Source organism: Endozoicomonas sp. SCSIO W0465 (assembly GCF_023716865.1).
GTDB lineage: Bacteria > Pseudomonadota > Gammaproteobacteria > Pseudomonadales > Endozoicomonadaceae > Endozoicomonas.
Window position 1 is genome coordinate 40,001 of sequence record NZ_CP092417.1, and the last position, 24,479, is coordinate 64,479.

At 46.4% G+C, this 24,479-nt stretch carries 17 protein-coding genes and 2 rRNA genes (1 of these 19 cut by a window edge); 8 read left to right on the forward strand and 11 right to left on the reverse strand.

Features of this window, described 5'->3' with window-relative positions; translation table 11 throughout:
* The 3 genes from MJO57_RS00160 to MJO57_RS00170 all read left to right on the forward strand — a co-directional run.
* A 23S ribosomal RNA gene (locus MJO57_RS00160) occupies positions 1–3,112 on the forward strand; it begins 509 nt to the left of the window's first position.
* Positions 3,113–3,266: 154 nt separating this feature from the next.
* Positions 3,267–3,382, forward strand: a 5S ribosomal RNA gene (rrf, locus tag MJO57_RS00165).
* A 709-nt stretch (positions 3,383–4,091) separates the two neighbouring features.
* On the forward strand, positions 4,092–6,056 hold the full coding sequence (locus MJO57_RS00170; protein ID WP_252021931.1) for a hypothetical protein: 1,965 nt from the start codon (positions 4,092–4,094) through the stop codon (positions 6,054–6,056).
* Between the two features lie 84 nt (positions 6,057–6,140).
* Here the strand turns inward: MJO57_RS00170 and MJO57_RS00175 are convergent, their stop codons facing one another.
* The 3 genes from MJO57_RS00175 to MJO57_RS00185 all read right to left on the reverse strand — a co-directional run bounded on the left by MJO57_RS00175 (position 6,141) and on the right by MJO57_RS00185 (position 8,290).
* A complete protein-coding gene (locus MJO57_RS00175; protein WP_252021933.1) occupies positions 6,141–7,253 on the reverse strand; it encodes a PilT/PilU family type 4a pilus ATPase in 1,113 nt (370 codons plus the stop codon).
* Positions 7,254–7,299: 46 nt separating this feature from the next.
* A complete protein-coding gene (locus MJO57_RS00180) occupies positions 7,300–7,785 on the reverse strand; it encodes a glutathione peroxidase (protein ID WP_252021935.1) in 486 nt (161 codons plus the stop codon).
* Between the two features lie 337 nt (positions 7,786–8,122).
* Entirely contained in the window at positions 8,123–8,290 is a 168-nt protein-coding gene (locus tag MJO57_RS00185) for a hypothetical protein (protein ID WP_252021937.1), read from the reverse strand.
* On the opposite strand from MJO57_RS00185, the gene MJO57_RS00190 reads away from it, so the two are divergent.
* The gene (locus tag MJO57_RS00190; protein ID WP_252021939.1) at positions 8,289–8,714 is read left to right on the forward strand and encodes a DUF6444 domain-containing protein; all 426 of its coding nucleotides are present in this window, start codon (positions 8,289–8,291) and stop codon (positions 8,712–8,714) included. The two genes, MJO57_RS00185 and MJO57_RS00190, sit on opposite strands and share 2 nt — an antisense overlap.
* On the opposite strand, the gene MJO57_RS00195 is transcribed toward MJO57_RS00190, so the two are convergent.
* Positions 8,681–10,339, reverse strand: a complete 1,659-nt coding sequence (locus tag MJO57_RS00195) for a transposase (protein ID WP_252017470.1) — start codon at positions 10,337–10,339, stop codon at positions 8,681–8,683. The genes MJO57_RS00190 and MJO57_RS00195 overlap by 34 nt on opposite strands.
* Before the next feature lie 32 nt (positions 10,340–10,371).
* On the opposite strand from MJO57_RS00195, the gene MJO57_RS00200 reads away from it, so the two are divergent.
* Both MJO57_RS00200 and MJO57_RS00205 read left to right on the forward strand, forming a co-directional pair.
* The gene (locus MJO57_RS00200) at positions 10,372–11,538 is read left to right on the forward strand and encodes an IS66 family transposase (protein WP_256493311.1); all 1,167 of its coding nucleotides are present in this window, start codon (positions 10,372–10,374) and stop codon (positions 11,536–11,538) included.
* Positions 11,539–11,840: 302 nt separating this feature from the next.
* Positions 11,841–12,446 carry a type 1 glutamine amidotransferase gene (locus tag MJO57_RS00205; protein ID WP_252021941.1) on the forward strand — a complete coding sequence of 202 codons (606 nt, stop codon included), beginning with the start codon at positions 11,841–11,843 and terminating at the stop codon, positions 12,444–12,446.
* Here the strand turns inward: MJO57_RS00205 and MJO57_RS00210 are convergent.
* From MJO57_RS00210 to MJO57_RS00220, 3 genes are read right to left on the reverse strand one after another with little or no spacing between them, the layout of a single operon-like run.
* A complete protein-coding gene (locus tag MJO57_RS00210) occupies positions 12,439–12,951 on the reverse strand; it encodes a hypothetical protein (protein WP_252021943.1) in 513 nt (170 codons plus the stop codon). The genes MJO57_RS00205 and MJO57_RS00210 overlap by 8 nt on opposite strands.
* Entirely contained in the window at positions 12,951–14,747 is a 1,797-nt protein-coding gene (locus MJO57_RS00215; RefSeq protein WP_252021945.1) for a DEAD/DEAH box helicase, read from the reverse strand. The genes MJO57_RS00210 and MJO57_RS00215 overlap by 1 nt, the downstream gene beginning before the upstream one ends.
* A 3-nt stretch (positions 14,748–14,750) precedes the next feature.
* Positions 14,751–15,119 carry a glutaredoxin gene (locus MJO57_RS00220; protein WP_252021946.1) on the reverse strand — a complete coding sequence of 123 codons (369 nt, stop codon included), beginning with the start codon at positions 15,117–15,119 and terminating at the stop codon, positions 14,751–14,753.
* A 409-nt stretch (positions 15,120–15,528) separates the two neighbouring features.
* Between MJO57_RS00220 and MJO57_RS00225 the strand changes: the two genes are divergently transcribed.
* Complete coding sequence (locus MJO57_RS00225; protein WP_252017318.1) at positions 15,529–16,890, forward strand: ISNCY family transposase; 1,362 nt, start codon at positions 15,529–15,531, stop codon at positions 16,888–16,890.
* 311 nt (positions 16,891–17,201) lie between these two features.
* On the opposite strand, the gene MJO57_RS00230 is transcribed toward MJO57_RS00225, so the two are convergent.
* Both MJO57_RS00230 and MJO57_RS00235 read right to left on the reverse strand, forming a co-directional pair.
* The gene (locus MJO57_RS00230; RefSeq protein WP_252017502.1) at positions 17,202–18,719 is read right to left on the reverse strand and encodes an IS1182 family transposase; all 1,518 of its coding nucleotides are present in this window, start codon (positions 18,717–18,719) and stop codon (positions 17,202–17,204) included.
* A 181-nt stretch (positions 18,720–18,900) separates the two neighbouring features.
* Positions 18,901–19,605, reverse strand: a complete 705-nt coding sequence (locus MJO57_RS00235) for a hypothetical protein (RefSeq protein WP_252021948.1) — start codon at positions 19,603–19,605, stop codon at positions 18,901–18,903.
* Between the two features lie 224 nt (positions 19,606–19,829).
* Here MJO57_RS00235 and MJO57_RS00240 point away from each other — a divergent pair, with 224 nt between their 5' ends.
* Complete coding sequence (locus MJO57_RS00240) at positions 19,830–21,344, forward strand: IS66 family transposase (RefSeq protein WP_252017330.1); 1,515 nt, start codon at positions 19,830–19,832, stop codon at positions 21,342–21,344.
* On the opposite strand, the gene MJO57_RS00245 is transcribed toward MJO57_RS00240, so the two are convergent.
* Both MJO57_RS00245 and MJO57_RS00250 read right to left on the reverse strand, forming a co-directional pair.
* Entirely contained in the window at positions 21,311–22,918 is a 1,608-nt protein-coding gene (locus MJO57_RS00245) for a transposase (RefSeq protein WP_252021950.1), read from the reverse strand. The two genes, MJO57_RS00240 and MJO57_RS00245, sit on opposite strands and share 34 nt — an antisense overlap.
* Positions 22,919–23,180: 262 nt before the next feature.
* Positions 23,181–24,314, reverse strand: coding sequence for a hypothetical protein (locus MJO57_RS00250; RefSeq protein ID WP_252021952.1), 1,134 nt, complete (start codon positions 24,312–24,314; stop codon positions 23,181–23,183).
* Positions 24,315–24,479 lie beyond the last annotated feature (165 nt).

The following is a 24,479-nucleotide window of genomic DNA, read 5'->3' on the forward strand; positions in this document are numbered from 1 at the left end:
TGTACGTACAAGCAGTGGGAGTCGGTGGACAGTTGACAGTGGACAGTAGACAGTTAATGTGCAAAAGCACGGTTGACTGCAAGGCTGAAACACCGTCGCTGGATGATAGAACGTCGGAATGGAACAGGGAGCCAGAAACAGGCACTTCCTGAACCGTTCACCGTCTACTGTCAACTGTCCACTGATGACTGCGTACCTTTTGTATAATGGGTCAGCGACTTACTTTCAGTGGCAAGGTTAACCGCATAGGGGAGCCGTAGGGAAACCGAGTCTTAATAGGGCGCGTTCTTAGGAACAACAGTCGCTGGGAGTAGACCCGAAACCGGGCGATCTATCCATGGGCAGGTTGAAGGTTGAGTAACATCAACTGGAGGACCGAACCGACTATCGTTGAAAAGCTAGCGGATGACCTGTGGATAGGAGTGAAAGGCTAATCAAGCCCGGAGATAGCTGGTTCTCCTCGAAAGCTATTTAGGTAGCGCCTCGTGTCTCACCATCGGGGGTAGAGCACTGTTTGGGCTAGGGGGTCATCCCGACTTACCAACCCCATGCAAACTCCGAATACCGATGAGTGCAATCACGGGAGACACACGGCGGGTGCTAACGTCCGTCGTGGAAAGGGAAACAACCCAGACCGTCAGCTAAGGTCCCAAAGTAACAGTTAAGTGGGAAACGATGTGAGAAGGCCCAGACAGCCAGGAGGTTGGCTTAGAAGCAGCCACCCTTTAAAGAAAGCGTAATAGCTCACTGGTCGAGTCGGCTCGCGCGGAAGATTTAACGGGGCTCAAACTGTTCACCGAAGCTACGGGGTTCAGTGGGCAGTTGACAGTGGACAGTACACAGTTTGTTGAGTAAGTCATGCAAGGTTTTGAGCAATTGGAAGTTTTCAAAAAAGCGTATCGGACTTCACTTGAAGTTCATAAGCTAACATTTGACTTTCCAAAGCATGAACAAGTGCGTGGGCTTGCTGATCAAATGCGCAGAGCCAGTAAAGGCATATGCGCAAATGTTGCTGAAGGCTATGGCAAAATGAGTATTTCAAAAGCTGAATTTCGAAGGTTCTTATTAATGGCCATCGGATCAGCCGACGAAATGCGAGTATGGATCAGATACTCACTGGATCTCGGATACATCGAGAAAAATCAGTGGGAACACCTGAAAACTGAATACCAGACAATTGCCAAAATGCTAACGAATTTGCACAAAAGTCACCAATGACTCAAGGCAAAACCGTCCACCGTCTACTGTCAACTGTCTACTGAACCGGTAGAGGAGCGTTCTGTAAGCCGTTGAAGGTGCATCGGGAGGTGTGCTGGAGGTATCAGAAGTGCGAATGCTGACATGAGTAACGACAAGGGGAGTGAGAAGCTCCCCCGCCGGAAGACCAAGGGTTCCTGCGCAACGCTAATCGGCGCAGGGTGAGTCGGCCCCTAAGGTGAGGTCGAAAGACGTAATCGATGGGAAACAGGTCAATATTCCTGTACCCCTTCTGACTGCGACGGAGTGACGGAGAAGGCTAGGTCAGCGCAGCGTTGGTTGTCTGCGTTTAAGATAGTAGGCAAGGGATCCAGGCAAATCCGGATCGCTCTCTTAATTGAGAATGCCGAGAATTGATGACGAGGTTCTACGGAACTGAAGTGATTGATGCCATGCTTCCAGGAAAAACGTCTAAGCATCAGGTCAGAAGGGACCGTACCCCAAACCGACACAGGTGGTCAGGTAGAGAATACCAAGGCGCTTGAGAGAACTCGGGTGAAGGAACTAGGCAAAATGGCACCGTAACTTCGGGAGAAGGTGCGCCGGCTTTGGTGATCGGACTTGCTCCGTAAGCTGAGGCTGGTCGAAGATACCAGGTGGCTGCGACTGTTTATTAAAAACACAGCACTGTGCCAACACGAAAGTGGACGTATACGGTGTGACGCCTGCCCGGTGCCGGAAGGTTAATTGATGGGGTTATCCCACCCCCAAATTTTTTTTGCTGCAAGGCAAACGGCTGAGCGAGTGAAGGAGTTTACATACAAGTAAATGACTGAACGAGCGAAGACGTTTAACGCAGTCAGCAAGAAAAATTTGGAGGTGGGAGAAGCTCTTGATCGAAGCCCCGGTAAACGGCGGCCGTAACTATAACGGTCCTAAGGTAGCGAAATTCCTTGTCGGGTAAGTTCCGACCTGCACGAATGGCGTAACGATGGCCACGCTGTCTCCACCCGAGACTCAGTGAAATTGAAATCGCTGTTAAGATGCAGCGTATCCGCGGCTAGACGGAAAGACCCCGTGAACCTTTACTACAGCTTCACAGTGGATCTTGATGTTGCTTGTGTAGGATAGGTGGGAGGCTTTGAAGCGGTGACGCCAGTCATCGTGGAGCCAACCTTGAAATACCACCCTGGCAATATTGAGGTTCTAACCCGGGTCCCGAAACGGGATCGGGGACATTGTGTGGTGGGTAGTTTGACTGGGGCGGTCTCCTCCCAAAGAGTAACGGAGGAGCACGAAGGTGTGCTAAGTACGGTCGGACATCGTACGGTTAGTGTAAAGGCACAAGCACGCTTGACTGCGAGAGGTACATCTCGAGCAGGTACGAAAGTAGGTCTTAGTGATCCGGTGGTTCTGCATGGAAGGGCCATCGCTCAACGGATAAAAGGTACTCCGGGGATAACAGGCTGATACCGCCCAAGAGTTCACATCGACGGCGGTGTTTGGCACCTCGATGTCGGCTCATCACATCCTGGGGCTGAAGCCGGTCCCAAGGGTATGGCTGTTCGCCATTTAAAGTGGTACGCGAGCTGGGTTTAGAACGTCGTGAGACAGTTCGGTCCCTATCTGCCGTGGACGTTGGAAGTTTGAGAAGAGCTGCTCCTAGTACGAGAGGACCGGAGTGGACGGACCACTGGTGTTCGGGTTGTGTCGCCAGACGCATTGCCCGGTAGCTATGTTCGGACGGGATAACCGCTGAAAGCATCTAAGCGGGAAGCCCCCTTCAAGATGAGACTTCCCTGGAGACATGATCTCCCTGAAGAGCCGTTAAAGACTATGACGTTGATAGGTTGGGTGTGTAAGTGCTGTGAGGCATTGAGCTAACCAATACTAATGACTCGTGCGGCTTGACCATATAACGCCAAAGCGATTTGCGAATCAGTTGACAGTGGTCAGTGACCAGTTGTCAGTTGGAGCCATACGCAAGAGTGTGCAGCAAGAAAGCAGCTTATTACTGGATTCCAGCTAGTGTCTTGAAACTTGTTTTTTGACACAAGCAACCAGCTTAGCCTGGCGACCATAGAGAGTTAGAACCACCTGATCCCATCCCGAACTCAGCAGTGAAATGACTTATCGCCGATGGTAGTGTGGGGTTTCCCCATGTGAGAGTAGGTCATCGCCAGGCACTAAATCGAATAGCCCAGTTGAGTAATCAACTAGGCTTATTTCGTTTTCACAATGAAATCCTGTAAGGCTGAAGCAAGCCATAGGAAGTCAGAAGTAAACACGTAAGAGAACCTAATCTGATTCGGCAGGTCGGTAGGTACAGATGTGGGAAATAGCGCGACATCCCCTCTTTTCTACAGAAAGTGAGTCAGAGTTGACTGATATATTTTATTTCCCCGTTTTTTAGCAGTGACATTAATGCCCTGATCACTTTTTTGATCGCTATTTTTTTACTGGAAGGTTGCTTTAGGACCTTGGGATTAGACGTTTCTGTTTATGTGCTTGAATCTGAGTCAGCGGGTAAATCGTCCTCTGATCGGCTTCTTCCTGGCTTTTGATAGCCCCAGACAATGAATGTTTACTACTTGTTCTGACTGTTTTTGTTTTTATTGGCCTTTCCTTCCGGTTCACGGCAACACTCTTCAAACCATTTAAGGTTGATTCCGATTTACGTCTTGTGATTATTTTTTTTAAAAAATCTAATATGTCCACGCCATAATTGAACTATATTAGTTTTTTGTTTTTAAAAGTGTTGATATCAATACGCCGAATGCATTAATCATTACAGTTGCTAATGACAGTGTTATCGGATTACCTGAATTTTCATAATAAACAAATTCAACAAAACAATTACTATAACCGCTCGAGGAAAGCAGCCAATGTATACAATGAATATTCATTCCGTTAACCATCAAGGCACTACGTCTTTTGAAAATCTGGTCAGTGAGTATCAGGAGCCTGAGGGTTGTTGGCAGAGGTTTTCTTCGGTGAAGTACGTTGAATTGGCCAAATTATTTTGTACTTCTCTTTCTCCGTTTCATTCTTATGGATCATCTGAAGGTACTTCACCGGTGAATCCTGAGCCAATGTTGGTAATGTCCATGCCCAGTGTCTCTGACTTACCGGGTATTATCAGCCTTGGTGGTCACCTTGTGGCACAAGCTCTTCCGGGGAGTTCGATGTTAGGCAAACTGGCAACCGCAGTGGGCACTTTCTATTCATCTTTTCAGTTGGTTTCTGCTGCCGTGATTCCTGTTGCTGATGCTGAAACGCTGAGTAAAATTGGCAGGGATCCGAACTTACCGTTGGACGGTAATTATCAACAAACCAGCGACATAGATGCCTCGAATATCAACCCCATCGGTTGTCGTTTGGATCCATTCCAAGGGTATTATGATGGCAATGGACGTAAAATCATTGGTACGAAACACTGCTTGTTTGAAAAGATGGGGGGTAATAGCACGGTCAAAAATATCCGGATAAGCCATGCCGATATTACCTCAGAGGATTTGGGTCGGCCTGTTGGTGTCATCACCTGTAGCATGGGAGAAAACTCACTGATCACTAATGCTCTGGTAGAAAACAGCAAGGCTGAAACACTGCAGAATTATGCCAATGTGGCCATCGGAACGGGGCGCATGGAGGGCAACGCCAAAATCACTTCGCTTGATGTGGTGAATTCCAGTGTCTCCAGCCACGGTTATAAATCAAGAGCTGCTGTCGGTTCAGGCTTAATGAATGACGATACGAGGATAGAGGATTTAAAGGCATTAAATTGTCAGGTATCTTCAACTGAGTGGGGATCGAGTATCGGTGTTGGCACTGGATATGCGGCTGGGCGTGCCGTCGTCAGCGGAGTAAGTGCAGTGGATTGCCAATTGCATTCCACAGGTGGCTCTGTGGCTTCTGCCATTGGGGCTGGTGAGGCATGGAATGAGGCACGAATTGAAAACACCCTGGCTGTGTTGTGTGACAATTCGGTAGAAACGACCCCCCGTTCAAGCCTAAAAACCCGGGCTGTATTACCTAATGCGTGGGCTGCTGCTGGCGTTGGTATAGCTATGGGCAAAAGCAAGGTCTCCAATACCACTGCGTTGGGTAGCCGGTTCCATGTAAAATCTCCCATTTATGGTGGTGATACTTTTGCTGCCATCGGAACTGGCGATATGCGCAAAGAAGCCATTGTTGAGAACACTGAAGGGGTCCATTGCCAAATTGCTACCAATGGTCATGTGGCTCAGTATGCAGGAATCGGTGCTGGCAGGGTCTGGGCTGGGGATGGCCCAAAAAACACCTTGGCCAGGAACTGCTCATTGAGTATCAGCAGGGGTGATGGTAATGATGCTGCTGCAGCAATAGGAGGAGTACGTCTGGGCCATTTTGGGATGCCTGCAGATAAGCGTATTTCTGGTACTGCCTGCGAATCCTCCCACACCGATCGCTATGGATTTTACCGATACCCTAATGCACCGGAATGCTCGAATATTTGCTGGACATCTGTTAGTAACATCGGGAGTAACGCCACAGGTATCCACTTCGATCAGACATGCGATTATGTGAAGTTTAATACCTCCTCGGTTACCTCCTCTACAAATACCCCGTTTACCACTGTTGGTAACGGCGATATCCGCTCACCCTCTTCTCATCTGCCTCCAACAACACAAAATTCATCCGTTAATGTTGTAGATGTTGCTGAAATTCCAGCGATGAGCACATTGGCAATAGGGGGTTTAGTTGGTGGAGCTGCACTGGTGGGTGCTGTGACAGCACTTTATTGTGTTTACTCTAAGTCTGGTGATCATAAAGAGAAGATTAAGTACGAACGAGTTTCAGATACTGAGACACAGGTTTAAATCCCAACCAGTCTGAAGATGAAGTGGTTTAATCACTTAGCATACCTCGTTAAGTATGATAGTGCTTTTTATGACGAGGTAGAATTAATCCGTGGAGATGGTTAAGTGATCAAAAGAATCATCTCCTCCTACTTGATGCCCATGCATCTTTATTAACAAGCGCATGTTATTCGAGGAGTCAGCATGCTGTATAGCTTGCTGGGGGGTAATTTTTCCAGCTTTGAAAAGTTTGAAGATAGATTGATCAATGGTTTGCATACCCGAGTCTTTAGAGCGCTCCATCAGGTCATGAATTTCATCCACTTTACCCTTTTTGATCAGATCTGCCAGCGCGGGGGTATTTAACAGGATTTCATGGGATGGGTAGGCGGCCGTACCATCTTCAGAGCTGATTAACTGCTGCCCCATAACACCCTGCAGGCTCAGTGACAAATCAAGAAGAATCTCTTCATGTTGTTCTTGTGGAAAAAAGTGAATGATCCGTTCCAGCGCTTGATAGGCTGTATTGGCATGAAGGGTTGCGATACAAAGGTGACCCGTTTGAACAAATTCAATGGTATGCCTCATGACCTCGGGGGTACGGATCTCGCCAATAACCACCAGGTCCGGTGCCTGACGTAGAGCGTTTGACAGACCCTCTTCATAAGATTGGGTATCCAGTCCAACTTCTCGCTGGGTGACGATACACTGATTATGGCTGTGGATAAATTCAACAGGGTCTTCAATGGTGATGATATGACCTTTACCCACATGGTTTCGATAATTAACCAGTGATGCCATAGCGGTTGATTTTCCCGCTCCTGCTGGCCCGGTAATCAGAATTAAACCTCTTTCCTGAAGAATCAGGTCACAAAAAATATCGGGTAGGCCGAGCTCCTGTGGGGAAGGAATATGATGGTGAATGCGGCGGATCACCATTCCGGGCTCCCCTCTTTGGAAGAATGCACTGATACGAAAACGACCCGAGTCCGGATTCTGCATAGCATAATTACTCTCACGAGTCTCACAGAATTCCTTAAAGCGCTCTTCACCCATCATTTTTTCAAAAATATCATGTGCCTGCTCGCTGGTAAGAGCGGTCTTGGCGATAGGCACCAATTGGCCATTGACTTTCAGACAGGGGGGATAGCCGACCGTTAAAAACAGTTCTGAACCGTTACGATCAGCCAATAAGGAGAGCGCTTTGTTGATATCCACAATATAAGAGTTTCAAGTTGTTAAAACTCTTATTTTATCGGCACGTTCAGTTATCTCTTAAAGCTTGGCAGATATCTTCTTCTATATCTTCCGGTTTGGTTGTAGGAGCATATCGATCAATAATCTCGCCCTTACGACTGACCAGAAATTTGGTAAAGTTCCATTTTATTCTTTGAGTGCCGAGTAATCCGGGAGCTTCAGATTTTAAATCTTTATAGATCGGAGCTGCATGATCACCATTAACATCAATTTTCTCAAAGATGGGAAAGGTGACCCCGTAATTCTTCTGACAGAAAGCGCCAATCTCCTCACTGTCTCCGGGTTCCTGATGGCCAAATTGATTACAGGGAAAGCCAAGAATAACCAGCCCCTGATCCTTGTATTTGTGATACAGCTCCTCAAGGGTTTGATACTGGGGAGTGAAGCCACATTTACTGGCAGTATTGACAATTAAAACGACCTTGTTCGCATAGTCAGCGAGTTCTTTCATTTCCCCGCTAAGCAATGGCATTCTGTACTTCTGTAGTTCCATGGTTGAACCTCGGTAGCGGCTCTTTTTCTGATTAGACCAATGCAGCAACGTGGCCATACAAGAAAAATATCGGACAGCTAATACGGTGCTGCATACCAATAAGCGATTTTCAGACTACCAATAATGGACAGGATCGGGTCAAGAAACAATAAAAAAACGGCCAGAAATTTAGGCCGTAAAGATGAGGATTTGCGAATCACTGGCATTGGCCAGTTAGTCAGGTCTGAAATTTCGTTCGATGGCAGTCCCTCCATGTGTCAACAGTCAAGTGCCTGGGAATAGCTCAACAAGGGCTTGGGGAGAGTCAGGTTGAGCCGGGATGTAGATCGTCTTGTCTTTAAATGAGAATGGTTATCATTCTAATGGCAGGTTGACACTCAATGCAAGTCATGAATGCAAAAATATTAAATAATTGTAACTGTTCAGCACCCCCACATAAATCTGGAATTTTCTGATTTTTATACCATCCTCTTAAGCACCATTTTTCCACAATATTCGCCAGCATGATTCCAGAACTACCCGCAACTATGTCGGCTGAGATTCTCTTGAAAGAGAATGCAGAGCTGCGGATGAGAGTTGCCTGTCTGGAAGAGCGATGTCGAGAATTGGAAGAAAAGGTTGGCAAGAACAGTCAAAACAGCAGCAAGCCGCCATCGTCTGATGGTTATCAAAAACCTTGTAAAAACAGTAATTCTCCAGATCATTCTGACGACCTTTCCGCAGATAAAGGTACCGATCCATCGGATGAAAAACCCAATCCTAAAAGTCTGAGACAGTCTTCTGGTAATAAAGCCGGTGGAAAGAAAGGGCATCAGGGCACTTGTCTTAAACAGGTCGATATCCCTGACTATATTGAGTACCTTCCGGTTAAAGAATGCAATAAATGTGTAATTTCTCAAAAACTGCTGGCAGCACCACACGGAAGATGACGTGAAGCCTCCTCAATCAGGTTACTCAATCTCGGAAATAACCCATCGCCCATTAGTCGGCTTTTCAGATAATCCCAAAAAGAGAGACCATACAGGCGACACGTTTTTTTCAGGCTGGCAAAGGTGTCGCGACATTGCCGCCCCAAATCGCTTCGCGTCCCACTACTGATCTTTCGTCGTTTAACATATTCTCGTATCTGACTCTCGCTCAGGTTGTTGTGCAGCGGTAAGCTCGGGTCATCCAGAACCAGTAATAGCTCTTCCTTGATTACAGCCAACCCTGACAGAGCATCCTGAAGAAGCCCACTGCACGTTTGGGTTTGGATCAGCGCCTGGAACCCCTGTCGTACTTTTATTGCCTTTTTTTCAGTTGGCTCTGTCTTGAAGTCTTTAAGGTCATCGTAAATGGCCCAGAACCATGTCCGAAGCCATTTCTGAGCCATGGCCTGCTGATCATTGACCGGATGAACTTTTGCCAGCCCTCGCTCTGCATGTATCCAGCACTGGCTGTGTTTGAAAACGTCGAACTGCCTTGCCCCATCACTGAAGGTGGTAAGATGTCCTGCTCCATGCTGTATCAGGCTGCCATAAATCATGGCTTCACTGGCCTGCTGGCGCCGTCTACCAGTTAGTCTCAGGTCTTTCATACATTCTTCCCAGGCTTCATGGCTCAGGAAGGTGACGCCTCTGTATGGATTAAGAACGCGTAGCCACTTTTTGGGGTAATCCAGTTTTTCCAGATAGATCAAGGCATCGTCGGTGAACGTGTAAGTTGACCATGGGCGGTGCAGTAGGCTTACGAAATTTTCCCGGCTTTTGCTGTCTGTGCTCTCGAACCAGGCAAAGGACTCGTTATTGATGATGGTGCAGTAACCGTTCTTCCCCTTATGCCTTGTTCCCGTGTCGTCTGTCTGGATATAACTTGAACAGCGAATACCTGTAGTCAACAGCTCATCTTTCTCAGCATGGAACTGCTCGTGTCCTTTCGTCAGAAGCTGGCTGAGTTCCCCGCTGGAAATAGAGATTCCAATGTCCCATAGCCAGTCCAGCAGTTCTGGCTGGGTAACGGAGCAACCATGATACTGGTGCAGAACGTAGGCCTGCAGCATTGGCCCGTAATGATGTCCATGAAGGCTGGCTGGCGGTTTGGCCGTAATGGTTTGTCCATCGGGTGTCACCCATTGCTCTAAAAGATATTCAATACTGGATGTTTGTATTGTCAGTTCCTGAACATGAAAAGGGGTGGTTCCATTCCTGATTGATCCCTCCGGAACATCAGTGGCAGCAATGGGTATGGATTTTTCCGCCGATGGCTTTCGGGGCTGTTTACGCTGCTTTCTGGTTTTCTCGTTGGGCTTCTTAACCTTCTGCTTTGACGAGGTGTCTGGGCTGGCTCCATCGTTACCCTCAGGAGCGGATGGATCTCCATCAGGGCTGCCGGTGTCATCATCGGGAGGTTTGGTGTTTGGTTTGATGTCAGGCTTTGCGGGCAGTTTTTTTAGACGACGAATCTCTGCTTCAAGCAATTCTATCTGCTCTTTGAGCTGAATGATCTGCTCTTGCTGCTGAGTGATGAATCTCAGTAGATCTTCAGGTTGTAACTGCTGGTGTTCTAGAAAAGCCATGGTGAGAGGATAGACGACTGACCGAAATTATCCTGCTTCCAGCACTTTTTGAGAAATTACATAAATGTCAGGCGTCTCTTCTTGATAGTGAGCCGGTCAAATATATTGAACGACAGGTGTTTGAACCAGGGAGACCGGGTGAATTTGAAGTAACGGCCCATAGAGCTGAAGTAAAAATCTGCACTTGTGGTTGTCGGAATCAGGCTGAATTCCCGGAAGGTGTTACCGCTGCCGCACAATATGGCTCAGCCACACAGGCTATGGCCGTCTATCTTAACCAATACCATTTCCTGCCTTTTAAGCGCGTGTCAGAGTATTTTAATACTCTCTATAAAATGAGTGTAAGTGCAGGCACTGTCGCCAATTTTGTGGCCAGAACCTATGAAAATCTGGCTTCTACTGAAGAGGTTATTCGTGACGCCTTGCGGGAATCGTCTGTTGCCGGAGCCGATGAAACGGGTATGCGGGCCGAGGGCTCTTTGCACTGGCTACACGTTATGCGGGATGAACAATGGACGCTCTACTACTTGTCTGAAAAGCGAGGTCGTGAGGCCATGGACACGATGGGCATACTGCTAACATTTGCAGGCGTTCTGGTTCATGATCATTGGAAATCCTATTTTGCATATGCGGCAACTCACGTACTTTGCAATGCCCATCACCTGAGGGAGCTTTTGGGTGTTGTTGATAGGGACAGCAATCAACTGGCGTTGCGATTGATGAAGCTACTGAGGCTTTCCTGGCATTACTGCAAGGGCTTTAAGACCATAGGTATGCTACAGATGCCAAGTGTTGTCTGTGAACGAATCGAGAAGATTTATGACCGGTTGCTTCAGCGGGCTCTAATGAAAGAAGTCGTCTATATGGAGAAGCAACGAGAGGAGCTTAAGCGCAAGAAAGTCAAGAATACTAAAGCTTACAATCTCTTCAAACGACTCACTGAGTTCAAGGCTGAGACACTGCGCTTCATGTCAGATTTTACCATTCCCTTCGATAACAATGGCAGTGAGCGGGATGTTCGAATGGCCAAGTTAAAGCAGAAAATCTCAGGCTGCTTCAGGAGTGCAGACGGTGGTTCTATGTTTGCACGGATTCGCAGCTATTTGTCGTCTGCCAGAAAACAGGGAATGGACATATATCAATCACTTCATAGAGCTGTTCGGAATTACTGTAATATGCCTTTGCTCAGTGCTGAATAGTTACAAATAATTAGTTAAAGTTTGTGCTGATCTCATCATGAAGACAACAAGTATGGGTTTCTTGCATAGCAAGCGCTGAGAGGTTTGTTCCGGGCTGTCACTTCACCCTGCTACTTGTTGATGTAGACTGAATTAAGTGGACAACAGGAAATCAGGTTTCGGGGAAGCTGGAATTGAAGAAGCGACTGGGTATTTTATTATGCGATGAACATCATCCAGACTCTGTTAAGTGCTTTGGAACTTATGATAATGATTACAAAATAATGGTTGATCGGGTGATGCCTGGTCAATGGGAGTATGCTGTGTGGCGCTGTTATGAAGGTCGTTTTCCATCGTCCGTTGACCAGTGTGATGCATGGATCATCAGTGGCAGCAAGTCTTCTGCCTATGATTCAAAGCCCTGGATTTTGACACTCAGGCTTTTGATTATCGACCTTGCCAGGAGCGATGCATTGTTGGTTGGTATCTGTTTTGGTCATCAGATTATTCATCAATCCCTGGGAGGCAGAGTTCAAAAGTTTCCCGGAGGCTGGGGAGTAGGTGCTTATCCGGTTAAAGCATTGTCTGATTTTGGTGGGTTTAAGTCGGGTAGCACTATTCGGGTTCTGGCGGTTCATCAGGATCAGGTTATTCAGTTGGCTCCGGGCTTTTCCGTGCTGGCAGCATCGGATTTTTGTGAAAACGCCATTACCCGAAGGGGGACTTCAATCCTGACCTGGCAGGCGCACCCCGAATTTGTGGATGGCTTTTTTAAGGATGTGTGTGCAAGGCTGCGGACAATGGCACCTGATCAATTAATTGATCAGGCACTGGGTGAAGTTGGATTACCTGACGACCGGGTTCAGGCCGGAACAGTCATCGTTCAGTTTCTTGCCGGGAATGGTTTAGTAAAGAATCATGTTAGTTGAAATGTTTAATTTTTTTCCCCGTTCTCTGGCAGAGAATATCCAATAATAAACCGCAATTTCCTTCAGTGACCTGTTCACGGGGGACCATCTCGATCCACCCGCTTTTTCCTGCTACCACAATAATATTGTCTTCTACTGTGATCATCTTTACTTGCTTATAGGAGCGAAATGCCGGTTTCAGTAGTGAGGAGTGGATTTCGATACCATTCTCCTCAAGGAGCAGGGTGCGGGTTTCCAAATCAAGGTCAGGTTGGTAGTGGAGGTTAAAGCGCTTATGAACGGCATACTTCAGGCCAAGATTCAGTATCCAGAAAGTAATGAAGGCTGAGCCGAACAGACCGGAAAGCAGAATGTTACTCAGGCTATTCCGAAAAACCAGAAGCGGAACCAGCAAACAGGCCAGTGAGGCAACCCAGATCACCCTCGTATGCTTCGGGCTGTATTTAACCATTAATTGGTTGATACGATTCTGGGCTTGCCCGGTAATGTGATACGTGATGTGCATCAGAGTGCTTCGGCCTTGCGGTATTTGCCATCGTAGTCGAACAGCTTATCAATGATCTTCCAGTAATACTTTTCTTTCCGGGCAATGACAAAGTCAGGTTGACGAAATTTCTTTCTGCTGTGGATAACATTATCCACCGTTGACGCCCTGAATGGCTCAGCACGGTTAATCAGGGCATGCTTGCCAAAATGATGATAGAACGCACCTTGCCGGGATGGAGTATCCAGCCTGAAGAACTCATTTACTTCAGCGCCATCTTCATCATGGTAGGTGATCTTCAGGCGTTGTTTGCCTTGAGCGTCTTTGTCAGCACTCATTTCCATGCCAGAGCACCGCATCACCATACAGTTTTTCAGGTTAAGCGCCTCTCGAAGTTTTTTATCCGGATCGACCAGTCCGTTCTGGCAGCTGTGACACTTTCTGGCCGCGATATCGTTTTCAGCACCACACTGGTCACACTCTTTAAAACGGTAGCGGAACTCACATTGTTCCTTGACTTCTTTGCCGTTGTCATCCAAAAACACCTCAAAGCCCTGACAGCGTCGTCCATAGTGTTCAACCAGGTCACCATCACTATCAACGACTCCCCAGAAATGATTCTCGTTGCCACAGGCAGGACAGGGAACCGTGACCGGTACCGATTGTGAATCCGGTTTTGGCTCACCGACTTCGGGGCTGTATAAACTGAAGCGGTTACCCGCATAATCAATAATCAGGCAGTCTTGCTTGCCGGGTGCGAGACGCAGCCCCCGGCCAGCTATCTGCTGATAAAGGCTGACAGATTCTGTTGGTCTTAGTATGGCAATCAGGTCAACATGAGGTGCATCAAAACCGGTGGTGAGTACGGAGACATTCACGAGGAATTTAAGTTGCTGCTGTTTGAAGGCTTCAATCAGCCGATCCCGTTCTTTTGATGGGGTATCACCAATAATCAGAGCGCTATCTCCCTCTGGAAGGTAGCCCATGATTTCGCGGGCATGGTCTACTGTCGATGCAAACACCATGACACCTTTACGGGTAGCTGCTGCTCTTTTTACCTGCTCAATGATTTCACGGGTAGCCCGGGTTTTTCCTTTTAATAACTGGTTCAGTTCCTGCTCGCCATAACGTCCAAAGCTGTCTTTGGATAGTTGACTGAAGTCATAGAAGACAATGGGGGCATCAACCACCTCTGGTGTCGTAAGGTAACCATTGTCGACCATGTAGGAGAGTGGCAGCTCAAACAGGCACTTTTTGAAAAAACGGGGTGCTTCTGTTCTGACCGACCCTTTATTCTCAGAGCTTTGATAATACTGATACAACCAACCCATCCCCAGGCGATAAGGGGTTGCTGTTAAACCGAGAACCTTAAGGTTAGGATTCAGGCTTTTAAAATGGGCAATGACCTGGTGGTAACTGGAATTTTTCTCCAAAGATACCCGGTGGCACTCATCAATGACCAGCAGAGTGAATGTTTTCTGATCCGGTGAGTTCTGAAACTGTTCAAGATTTCTGACAACGCTTTGCACACTGCCAAAAATTACCTGTTCAGAGGCTTCTTTCTTCCCAAGTCCTGCACTAAAGACAGAGGCCTTCAATCCATAGCTTTCGTATTTGGCATGGTTCTGCTCGACCAGTTCCTTGACATGAGCGAGGACCAGAACACGACCTCGGGCGATACGGGCCAGTTCAGAAATAACCAAGCTCTTCCCTGCACCTGTGGGCAGTACAAGCAGGGCTGGGGCATCGGATTTGCGAAAATGCCGTATCACCCGCTGAACGGCATCTTTTTGGTAAGGTCGGAGCTGGTAGACCATTAATTAGCCAAATTGCTTGTGAAGATACAGGATAATATCGTCGGATTCATACATCCAGGTATCGTCTTTGTCCGCTTCCTGAATACGCAGGCAGGGTACCTGTATTTTGCCGCCCATCTGTTGTAGCTCGTTACGGGCCTGAGCGTCATTCATGGCATCCATCGTCTGGATATTCAGACCCAGTTTATGAATGGCTCGGCGGGTTTTGACACAGAAAGGACAGGCCTTGAATTGGTAGAGACTCATATTGGCGGTTTGTGCATCCACCCGGGCTTGTTGTTCCGGTGAGCGAACTATAGCCTTAGGGCGGGTAAGCTTATCGGCAACAACAATACCGCAGCCTAATACATTACGAATAATTTTTAATAGCATAGGTCATGAATACCAGTGAAAAATGCCATTGTATCAGGTCTGCACAATTCAGATCTGCACAATGTTGTGCTCATGACTAACGCCTACCGGCGGTCTGATTAACCGGACAGCTTTTGCCGAAAGGGTATTAAAACAATGGTAATATTGCACTCAGATGATGGAGCGCCGATAACGTCCAGTACCTTTAAAGGCAAACTGGAAGAGTTGGGGATTACGCTCTCTCACATTGATTTGTGCCGAATGACACTAGGAGGCTGTCCGAGAACTAGCTAGTTCTCGTCCAAAAACACAACCAATTGAAAACTGTAGATTTTATCCTGAAAAATTAAGTGGAGCCCTACTGCTATCTGGCGACTAAACTTCCCAAGAGCAAGAAACATAAGGGATTGCCAAAAACAGAGGACTCCAAATGCGCAAAAAACGCAACCCGCAGTGTAGTATGGAACTCCATTACGTACCTCATGAAATCTGCTCCCAGCTTTCCGGTATCTCGCAATGGCTTGACGCCCATCCACAGTTCAATGACTGGATTTATGAGGACTTAAGTTCTGGTGATAAACAGAACACTGGGCGGAACGGACTATCAGCAGAATCCGTTCTTCGTGCGGCACTCCTGAAACAGTATTTGAATTGTGATTATGACTACTTGTCGTTTGTTTTGATGGACTCCATGCTCTTTCGAGACTTTTGTCGCCTCGAACCAAACCAGCGCCCCAGTCGCTCCAGTTTGCATGGGCTCATCAGCCTTCTTACTGCATCTACATGGGAACGGATTAATAACTGTCAGCTAATGACCGCTAAAGATCAGGGTATTGAAAAAGGGCGCACTGTGGCTATTGACAGCACAGTCACCGAATCGGATATCAAACCTCCTTGCGACAGTGATCTTTTAGCCAGTTCCGTTAAAGAAATTTGTCGGCTGCTGGAACGGGGACAAACACTGACAGCGACACCGCTTTATGAATATACCCATCACAACCGAGCCGTAAAAGATGCGGCCAGAAAATGCATCTACGCTGGCAAAGAAGAGCGGCATCAGCATTATAAAAAACTGCTGCAGTTGACCCGAAAATCCCGGAAGGTACTTATCGAAGCTACTGTCACGCTAGCAAACGCCCGTCAGCAGGGGCAGTGTCTCCTGGCTGATGATGCCGACAAGTGGCAGGCCGATGTGGATCACCTGTTACCCCTGGTGGATGCAATAGTCTCCCAGACAGAGCGCAGGGTCTTTAAGGGTGAAAAGGTGCCAGCCCAGGAAAAAGTGGTTAGCCTGTATGAACCCCATACGGATATCATCGTAAAAGACAGGCGGCAAGTACAGTATGGCCATAAACTGAACCTGGTTCAGGGAAAAAGTCGATTGATCCTGGACCTGGTTATTGAGGAAGGTAACCCAGCGGATTCGGACCAATTCATTCCGATGATGGAAAGACAAAAAGAAATTTATGGTCGTGTACCTCGCCAGACAAGCGGTGACGGCGGATACGCGTGTCGCGCTAATTTGGAAAAAGCCAAGGCCATGGGAATCAGCGATGTAGCTTTTAATAAGAAGCGCGGACTTGAAGTCGAAGAGATGACTAAAAGTCAGTATGTGTATAAAACGCTCTTTCGCTTCCGGGCAGGTATTGAAGCGGGAATTTCGTGGCTAAAGAGATGTTTTGGGCTATCACGTTGCCACTGCAAGGGTTCTGAGCGTTTTGATTCTCATTGCTGGTTATCGGTGGTCTGTTACAACCTGGTGATTCTGGCCAGACACCCGGCACCATCCTGATAGCCACCTCCACGCTACATGAAAGTACCTTTCCAGCATGGTGGGAGGATGTTTTCTGCCTGCTTTTCGCGTTTTTCTCCAATATCCGTCCCAGATTAGAGAAAAAAAGGGAAGAGTTTTTGCGGCTCTCTGGAATTTCAGGAAATATAAAAACGCACGTACAATCTAATTATGATTGCCTGATGCGTTTTTGGACGAGAACTAGCTATTGAAAAAACGAAAGCTTCAGCATTTTCTTGGCTGATCAAATATTGACCTAAATTTAGCCTGTTTTGGGGTAAAAATTGCGTTTTTTACCCTTTTGCTTGCCTTTATGCTGCCATTTTAAGCCTTTTTGCTTCTTCAAGACGGATTGATCCCGTTGAAACCGATTTGACAATTTTTTTGAAATTATAAGCACTGCAGACCAGTGAAAATTCTCCAGCCACTTTTTCCTTACCCCGGACACTGAACCCTCTGAATCCTGAGTTCTTGATTTGGCCAAAAGGCGGTTCCGCAATCACCTTGCGACGCTCATAAACCGCTTTGGCCTCTTTGGTTTCCATTTTGCGGTTCATCGCCTGGCGTATGGCTTCGTGGCGGTCTGTGCGAATCACTTTCCCCGGGTCTTTGTTGTCACCACTGCACCTTTTACGTAACGGGCAATCCCGGCAGATATCTTTACTGACGCGGTAGCTTTTGTGTTTTGCTTTGCTAGCCGTGTTATAAATCAGCTTCTCACCGGCAGGGCAGGTAAAGCTGTCGTCTGCTTCATGGTAAATAAAATCCGCTTTGACAAACTTTCTGTCAGAGTCTTCCAGTCCCTCTGTTGCAGGCTTCTCCTGTCGATCCGTAGCCATGTAAGCGTCAATGTTCGCATCATCAAACGCTTGCAGGTTGGGCCCTGAGTAATAGCCATTATCCTCACTCATTTTGCCAATGGACGCGTTATCTGTTGCTTCTGCAATGGCTTCAAGTGCAGGCTTTACTTCCTGCTTGTCATTGGCATGCTGGCTGATGTGCTGGCCAACAATGATACCATTATCGCTGTCGACGCTGATCTGGGCGTTATAACTGTACTGATAGCCACTGCCTTTTTTACCCATGATCCTGGCATCATGATCAGCAAAGCTGATTTGCTTTTTGTCGTCTATCGGCTTATCGGGATTCAGGGCCTGTTCCCGTTCTTCAAGCGCTTTTTTGGCCTCCTGGATTTTCTCTAACCGTTCCTGCTTGAATTGCAAGTCTTCAGGAATGCTGTAGCCAGTCTCCTGCTGATAAGCATCGTCCTCTTCACTGTCACTGGTTTCGGCTTTTTTAATCAGGGCCTCAACTTCAGCCATTAATTCAGCTTCTTTGGCCTTAAGTCGTGCGTAGCTCATGGCCTTATGCTTTGATGAGTCGGCTTTGAATTTGGAACCATCAAGAGCGATGTGGCCCAGCGAGGCCATCTGTAGTTCCCGGGCGAGCAGCACGCTCTGTTTGAAACTGCTTTTAAAAAAGGTGGCCTGGTTTTTACGAAAGTCACTGAGCACCCGGAAATTTGGGCAGTGCTGTTTGGCGATATACATGAAAGCCAAGTCCTGATTGCAGCGCCGTTCAATCTCCCTGGAGCTGAACACACCATGGCTATAGGCATAGATCAGGATCGATATAATCAGTCGTGGGTGGTAGGCATTCTGGCCAAGATGGTGATACTGCTTTTCCACTTCAGAGGTGTCGATATGCTTGAAGATATCTTCAAAAACGAAGCAATCATGATCTGGTGGCAGCAGGTCGAAGATGTTCGATGGGAACATCAGGTGCTGGTCAAAATCAGCAGGGTTATCTTTGAATTTGATTGATGACATCCGTTTCGGCAACAACAAAGTGGGCAGAAGATGCCTGATTATACTTAATCAGGCTATTCTCGGACAGCCTCCTAGGTGCACATGATTATCCATCAGAATGCCTTATTATACCCGCCTGCAGCACTGGAATCAGTGCCATCGATAATATTTAAACGGTATTCATATCCCTGCCACGGGCACCTTACTTATATTGGTGATCAAGAATATGATCAATGTGACTCCATATCGGATCATTCTGGTGAATTATATTTATTAGTTTCTTTACTTCTTGAAAAGATCTACCTGAATAGATGGCATTAATATCAAATTTACTTGGATCTCCTGTAAATAACACTTTGCTGGGGTTATTTGCATCTTCTTCAATGCTATTGGTATAACGAGGTGCAATCAAAAAAACATGCCCATTTTCAAATAACCCAGTGCACATTGTATACATTTTATCTTTGTACTTAGTGCTTGCGTTACTCAACTTCAAAATTGAGAAGAAATTTTCTATATTTACTGATTCTGGGTTTTCAATAAGACCTGTGTTTTGGTTGTATGCATAGTGTTTATAATAGTTATGATTTATACAAAAATTGTACCATGGTATCATATCATCATATTTACTCCCACGTGGTAAAGTTTCCATATTCTTAAATTGAATTTGACTCATTAAGGGTCTGATAGTCCTTTGATCGATAGCCTCATTGGTTCTACGGCATGCCTGCTTGAGTCGTAGAGCATCGGGAAGGGTGAGGTGTCTAGCAATAGCCTGTATCAATTCAACAGGGAAAAAGTTGAAATAGCCGGGTTGTTCTGCTTGATTTTGTGCAGATTCTACTGCTTTGGGTAGTGGTCTATCTTCTAATGGTCTTGTGTTATTAATCGCAATATTGGGTAGCATAAGATAGTTCTTTAATTTTGAAAAAAGTTCGTAATTTCTCAAAAACTGCTGGCAGCACCACACGGAAGATGACGTGAAGCCTCCTCAATCAGGTTACTCAATCTCGGAAATAACCCATCGCCCATTAGTCGGCTTGTAACTGTTCAGCACCCCCACATAAATCTGGAATTTTCTGATTTTTATACCATCCTCTTAAGCACCATTTTTCCACAATATTCGCCAGCATGATTCCAGAACTACCCGCAACTATGTCGGCTGAGATTCTCTTGAAAGAGAATGCAGAGCTGCGGATGAGAGTTGCCTGTCTGGAAGAGCGATGTCGAGAATTGGAAGAAAAGGTTGGCAAGAACAGTCAAAACAGCAGCAAGCCGCCATCGTCTGATGGTTATCAAAAACCTTGTAAAAACAGTAATTCTCCAGATCATTCTGACGACCTTTCCGCAGATAAAGGTACCGATCCATCGGATGAAAAACCCAATCCTAAAAGTCTGAGACAGTCTTCTGGTAATAAAGCCGGTGGAAAGAAAGGGCATCAGGGCACTTGTCTTAAACAGGTCGATATCCCTGACTATATTGAGTACCTTCCGGTTAAAGAATGCAATAAATGTCAGGCGTCTCTTCTTGATAGTGAGCCGGTCAAATATATTGAACGACAGGTGTTTGAACCAGGGAGACCGGGTGAATTTGAAGTAACGGCCCATAGAGCTGAAGTAAAAATCTGCACTTGTGGTTGTCGGAATCAGGCTGAATTCCCGGAAGGTGTTACCGCTGCCGCACAATATGGCTCAGCCACACAGGCTATGGCCGTCTATCTTAACCAATACCATTTCCTGCCTTTTAAGCGCGTGTCAGAGTATTTTAATACTCTCTATAAAATGAGTGTAAGTGCAGGCACTGTCGCCAATTTTGTGGCCAGAACCTATGAAAATCTGGCTTCTACTGAAGAGGTTATTCGTGACGCCTTGCGGGAATCGTCTGTTGCCGGAGCCGATGAAACGGGTATGCGGGCCGAGGGCTCTTTGCACTGGCTACACGTTATGCGGGATGAACAATGGACGCTCTACTACTTGTCTGAAAAGCGAGGTCGTGAGGCCATGGACACGATGGGCATACTGCTAACATTTGCAGGCGTTCTGGTTCATGATCATTGGAAATCCTATTTTGCATATGCGGCAACTCACGTACTTTGCAATGCCCATCACCTGAGGGAGCTTTTGGGTGTTGTTGATAGGGACAGCAATCAACTGGCGTTGCGATTGATGAAGCTACTGAGGCTTTCCTGGCATTACTGCAAGGGCTTTAAGACCATAGGTATGCTACAGATGCCAAGTGTTGTCTGTGAACGAATCGAGAAGATTTATGACCGGTTGCTTCAGCGGGCTCTAATGAAAGAAGTCGTCTATATGGAGAAGCAACGAGAGGAGCTTAAGCGCAAGAAAGTCAAGAATACTAAAGCTTACAATCTCTTCAAACGACTCACTGAGTTCAAGGCTGAGACACTGCGCTTCATGTCAGATTTTACCATTCCCTTCGATAACAATGGCAGTGAGCGGGATGTTCGAATGGCCAAGTTAAAGCAGAAAATCTCAGGCTGCTTCAGGAGTGCAGACGGTGGTTCTATGTTTGCACGGATTCGCAGCTATTTGTCGTCTGCCAGAAAACAGGGAATGGACATATATCAATCACTTCATAGAGCTGTTCGGAATTACTGTAATATGCCTTTGCTCAGTGCTGAATAGTTACGTCGGCTTTTCAGATAATCCCAAAAAGAGAGACCATACAGGCGACACGTTTTTTTCAGGCTGGCAAAGGTGTCGCGACATTGCCGCCCCAAATCGCTTCGCGTCCCACTACTGATCTTTCGTCGTTTAACATATTCTCGTATCTGACTCTCGCTCAGGTTGTTGTGCAGCGGTAAGCTCGGGTCATCCAGAACCAGTAATAGCTCTTCCTTGATTACAGCCAACCCTGACAGAGCATCCTGAAGAAGCCCACTGCACGTTTGGGTTTGGATCAGCGCCTGGAACCCCTGTCGTACTTTTATTGCCTTTTTTTCAGTTGGCTCTGTCTTGAAGTCTTTAAGGTCATCGTAAATGGCCCAGAACCATGTCCGAAGCCATTTCTGAGCCATGGCCTGCTGATCATTGACCGGATGAACTTTTGCCAGCCCTCGCTCTGCATGTATCCAGCACTGGCTGTGTTTGAAAACGTCGAACTGCCTTGCCCCATCACTGAAGGTGGTAAGATGTCCTGCTCCATGCTGTATCAGGCTGCCATAAATCATGGCTTCACTGGCCTGCTGGCGCCGTCTACCAGTTAGTCTCAGGTCTTTCATACATTCTTCCCAGGCTTCATGGCTCAGGAAGGTGACGCCTCTGTATGGATTAAGAACGCGTAGCCACTTTTTGGGGTAATCCAGTTTTTCCAGATAGATCAAGGCATCGTCGGTGAACGTGTAAGTTGACCATGGGCGGTGCAGTAGGCTTACGAAATTTTCCCGGCTTTTGCTGTCTGTGCTCTCGAACCAGGCAAAGGACTCGTTATTGATGATGGTGCAGTAACCGTTCTTCCCCTTATGCCTTGTTCCCGTGTCGTCTGTCTGGATATAACTTGAACAGCGAATACCTGTAGTCAACAGCTCATCTTTCTCAGCATGGAACTGCTCGTGTCCTTTCGTCAGAAGCTGGCTGAGTTCCCCGCTGGAAATAGAGATTCCAATGTCCCATAGCCAGTCCAGCAGTTCTGGCTGGGTAACGGAGCAACCATGATACTGGTGCAGAACGTAGGCCTGCAGCATTGGCCCGTAATGATGTCCATGAAGGCTGGCTGGCGGTTTGGCCGTAATGGTTTGTCCATCGGGTGTCACCCATTGCTCTAAAAGATATTCAATACTGGATGTTTGTATTGTCAGTTCCTGAACATGAAAAGGGGTGGTTCCATTCCTGATTGATCCCTCCGGAACATCAGTGGCAGCAATGGGTATGGATTTTTCCGCCGATGGCTTTCGGGGCTGTTTACGCTGCTTTCTGGTTTTCTCGTTGGGCTTCTTAACCTTCTGCTTTGACGAGGTGTCTGGGCTGGCTCCATCGTTACCCTCAGGAGCGGATGGATCTCCATCAGGGCTGCCGGTGTCATCATCGGGAGGTTTGGTGTTTGGTTTGATGTCAGGCTTTGCGGGCAGTTTTTTTAGACGACGAATCTCTGCTTCAAGCAATTCTATCTGCTCTTTGAGCTGAATGATCTGCTCTTGCTGCTGAGTGATGAATCTCAGTAGATCTTCAGGTTGTAACTGCTGGTGTTCTAGAAAAGCCATGGTGAGAGGATAGACGACTGACCGAAATTATCCTGCTTCCAGCACTTTTTGAGAAATTACAAAAGTTCCATCTACGGAAATTTTCTGCCTGCAAAAAACTAGCATTTCTCCATGCTGACCGGGTATCCTACAGGAATCCAAATCCTGGCAGCACAAAAACCGTTCTTAATATCATTATCCAGATTTTGATTTAGCCAAGGTAGCCCTTGCCATAATCACTGCCTGGCTAAGTATGTCAGGCAGAGCCAGAATGAAAACCACTTTATTTATTGTAGAGCCTGTTTAACTCTTGCATTAGTTCAGTAGAACCTCCTCTATCGGGGTGAGCCTTAAATGCCATGATTCTGTAATCTGTGGCTGGAGCATTTTTTAAATCATAACCAATTTCTTTAGCAATACTTTGACGTGTGTACTTTTTGACTTCTGATTTATGACTTTCTTTAGGCTTATGGTTTTCTTGAGGCTTATGGCTTTCTTGAGGCTTATGGTTTTCTTGAGGCTTATGGCTTCTTTCTCTAGGCTTATGGCTTCTTTCTCTAGGTTCTTTAGGCTTATAGCTTCCTCCCGCTGTAAAGGTAAATCGACCACCTGAAGAAACCGAAGTGAAACGAACTGTTCCCCCTGGTTCAACGAAGATACTGCCATATCCATATGGTGTAGAAGAATAACGCTGTGCTTCATCTTGCTCATATTTGATGTGACCACCAGTTACCTTACCGGTAACTTTTGACCCATTTTTTACCAGGACTTCTCCATTTCCACTTTTAAAAGTGATGTTACCGACTGTCGATTGATGATTGATTTCAATTGTTTGCTTAATTGGCTGAGTACTGAATATCATTTCCTGTATGTGTGGTTCGATAATCACTTCATTTATATATGAATTTTGATCTATTTTGGTAAAAGAACCACCTGTTTTTAAAAAACCTTCCACTCTTGAACTGTTAATAGTCAATTTATGAGGAGAAGTTACATTATGAGATATTTGTGAACGATCAATTGTTATTGGACTTTGAGCACTGACACTACCTTGCACTTGGGATCTCCTTACTGCCACATATGTCATGGCTTCAATACTGCCTTCCACTTGGGATCGATCCAGCGATACATGCGTTCCTGCTTTAATATTGCCTTTCACTTGGGATTGATCCAGTTCTACACACATTCCTGCTTCAATAAAACCTCCTACCTGAGATCTATTAAGAATTACTTGAGATTCAGAATGAACATTACCTGCAATATTGACATCGTCTCTTTTTACAGATGTATCATTTATATGGGTGTACGTTTTTTGCTCAGATCCAGCAGAACTAGAAACAACAGTAGTGCCATTGGTCGATGTGAATGTTGAATGACAACCGGGATTTGTAGCAACAAAATTACCAATATTAAACATAGTGATGGCTCCCTTCAGTGTTTTAGTTCATTAAATTTCTAGTCCTATAGTTTGGAGTTCAAATTTCTGAAAAAGTTCCATATTTGAAATTTTTATGGCTTTCTCAGAATAACCCCCAATTCATAGGCTGGCTGTTTACAAGGAGATATAAAATGACCGGCAATA

Bases quoted from the DNA above. Each gene is read 5' to 3' on its own strand.
- MJO57_RS00235 (WP_252021948.1), bottom strand. From the start codon at position 19,605: ATGCTACCCAATATTGCGATTAATAACACAAGACCATTAGAAGATAGA.
- MJO57_RS00245 (WP_252021950.1), bottom strand. From the start codon at position 22,918: ATGGCTTTTCTAGAACACCAGCAGTTACAACCTGAAGATCTACTGAGA.
- MJO57_RS00240 (WP_252017330.1), top strand. From the start codon at position 19,830: ATGATTCCAGAACTACCCGCAACTATGTCGGCTGAGATTCTCTTGAAA.
- MJO57_RS00230 (WP_252017502.1), bottom strand. From the start codon at position 18,719: ATGTCATCAATCAAATTCAAAGATAACCCTGCTGATTTTGACCAGCAC.
- MJO57_RS00250 (WP_252021952.1), bottom strand. From the start codon at position 24,314: ATGTTTAATATTGGTAATTTTGTTGCTACAAATCCCGGTTGTCATTCA.
- MJO57_RS00190 (WP_252021939.1), top strand. From the start codon at position 8,289: ATGATTCCAGAACTACCCGCAACTATGTCGGCTGAGATTCTCTTGAAA.
- MJO57_RS00180 (WP_252021935.1), bottom strand. From the start codon at position 7,785: ATGGAACTACAGAAGTACAGAATGCCATTGCTTAGCGGGGAAATGAAA.
- MJO57_RS00210 (WP_252021943.1), bottom strand. From the start codon at position 12,951: ATGCACATCACGTATCACATTACCGGGCAAGCCCAGAATCGTATCAAC.
- MJO57_RS00215 (WP_252021945.1), bottom strand. From the start codon at position 14,747: ATGGTCTACCAGCTCCGACCTTACCAAAAAGATGCCGTTCAGCGGGTG.
- MJO57_RS00170 (WP_252021931.1), top strand. From the start codon at position 4,092: ATGAATATTCATTCCGTTAACCATCAAGGCACTACGTCTTTTGAAAAT.
- MJO57_RS00225 (WP_252017318.1), top strand. From the start codon at position 15,529: ATGCGCAAAAAACGCAACCCGCAGTGTAGTATGGAACTCCATTACGTA.
- MJO57_RS00220 (WP_252021946.1), bottom strand. From the start codon at position 15,119: ATGCTATTAAAAATTATTCGTAATGTATTAGGCTGCGGTATTGTTGTT.
- MJO57_RS00195 (WP_252017470.1), bottom strand. From the start codon at position 10,339: ATGGCTTTTCTAGAACACCAGCAGTTACAACCTGAAGATCTACTGAGA.
- MJO57_RS00185 (WP_252021937.1), bottom strand. From the start codon at position 8,290: ATGCTGGCGAATATTGTGGAAAAATGGTGCTTAAGAGGATGGTATAAA.